Source organism: Phaeovulum veldkampii DSM 11550 (assembly GCF_003034995.1).
Classification (GTDB): Bacteria; Pseudomonadota; Alphaproteobacteria; order Rhodobacterales; family Rhodobacteraceae; genus Phaeovulum; species Phaeovulum veldkampii.
The window spans coordinates 1-1298 of the sequence record NZ_PZKF01000110.1 but is presented as its reverse complement, the minus strand read 5'-3'; the positions used below and the strand labels follow the sequence as shown (position 1 = coordinate 1298).

Below are 1298 nucleotides of genomic sequence, written 5' to 3'. Positions count from 1 at the left end.
TGGGCATTCATCGGGTCAAGGCTGGCGATGGGTTCATCGGCCAGAATGATCTTGGGGTCTTGCATCAGCGCCCGCGCGATCGCCACGCGCTGCTGCTGGCCACCCGACAGCGCCTCGGCCCGCTTGGCGGCCTGTTCGGCGATGCCTAGACGGTCCAGAATTTCAATGGCGCGGTGGATGTCGGCGGCGGGGAAAAGGTTGAACATCGTGGCCAGCGTGGACCGGCGGTTCAGCGTGCCGTGCAGCACGTTCGACACCACATCCAGCCGCGGCACCAGGTTGAACTGCTGAAAGATCATTGCGCACTGGCTTTGCCAGGCCCGTTTGTCGGCGCCGTGCAGCGCCAGCACATCGCGTCCCTCGAACAGCAACCGCCCCGAACAGGCATCGGTCATGCGGTTCATCATGCGCAGAAAAGTGGATTTGCCCGCGCCCGACCGGCCAATGATGCCAATCATCTTCGGACGGCTGACCGCAAAGCTGACGTTGTCAACAGCGGCTTTCGCCCCGAAGGTCTTGGTGACGCTTTCGACGTGCAGCAGCATGCGGCCTCCGGTCCTGACCCGGGGACGGGCTACAGGAACCGGATGACGCAAAGCCGACTGTTTCGTGAAGTTTCGGTAAACGGCAGGGGCCGTTTCCCCGATGCAGGGCCGTCAGGCGGCGCTGGCGCGGGCCTGCAACAGCGCCGTGACAGGAGCAATCGCCGAGATCGCATCGCCCGCAATATGGTCGGCGTCGATCAGCTGGGCCAGATCGGGGCGCTGGCCGGTGATCCGCCCCCCCAGCACGATCAGCGCCTCGGGGCGGTTGATGCGCAGCGCCATCACCAGCCGTGCCAGCGGCATCAGCAACGCCTCGGGCCCCGCCGACAGCCCGATCACCGGCACATCGGCCCGGTTGATGCGCTGCAACAGCGCGTCATGGTCCAGCCCGGTCAGCAGATCGACCTGCCAGCCGCGCTGGCGGAACATGTCGGCGGCCATCGTCACGCCCAGAAAATGCACATCCCCCGGCACAGAGGCAAAGATCGCCCGACGCACCGCACCGGGGCCCGCAACCGGCGCCGCGGGCCGCAGGCTGCGCATGATCGCATAGAGCCGCCCGGCAACCGCCATCATCTCAAGGCAGCCGATCAGCCCGGCCTCCCACTGGCCCCCCAGCCGCGCCGCGGCGGCCGCGACATAGCCGGTGTAAACCGTCTCCAGCGACAGTCCGCGGGCCTGTGCCGCGGCGATCATCGCCGCGCTTTCGTGTTCGTCGCCGCGCAGCAACGCCTCGCAAAACGTCTCCAGTTC

Annotated in this window: 2 protein-coding genes; both read right to left on the bottom strand. The window is 66.9% G+C overall.

The window, feature by feature from the left end:
• The coding region (locus tag C5F46_RS16125) for a phosphonate ABC transporter ATP-binding protein (protein WP_412779347.1) at positions 1–545 on the bottom strand (545 nt) is incomplete at its 3' end.
• Between the two features lie 111 nt (positions 546–656).
• A partial coding sequence (locus C5F46_RS16120; RefSeq protein ID WP_107326304.1) for a cobalamin B12-binding domain-containing protein occupies positions 657–1298 on the bottom strand: 642 nt, incomplete at its 5' end.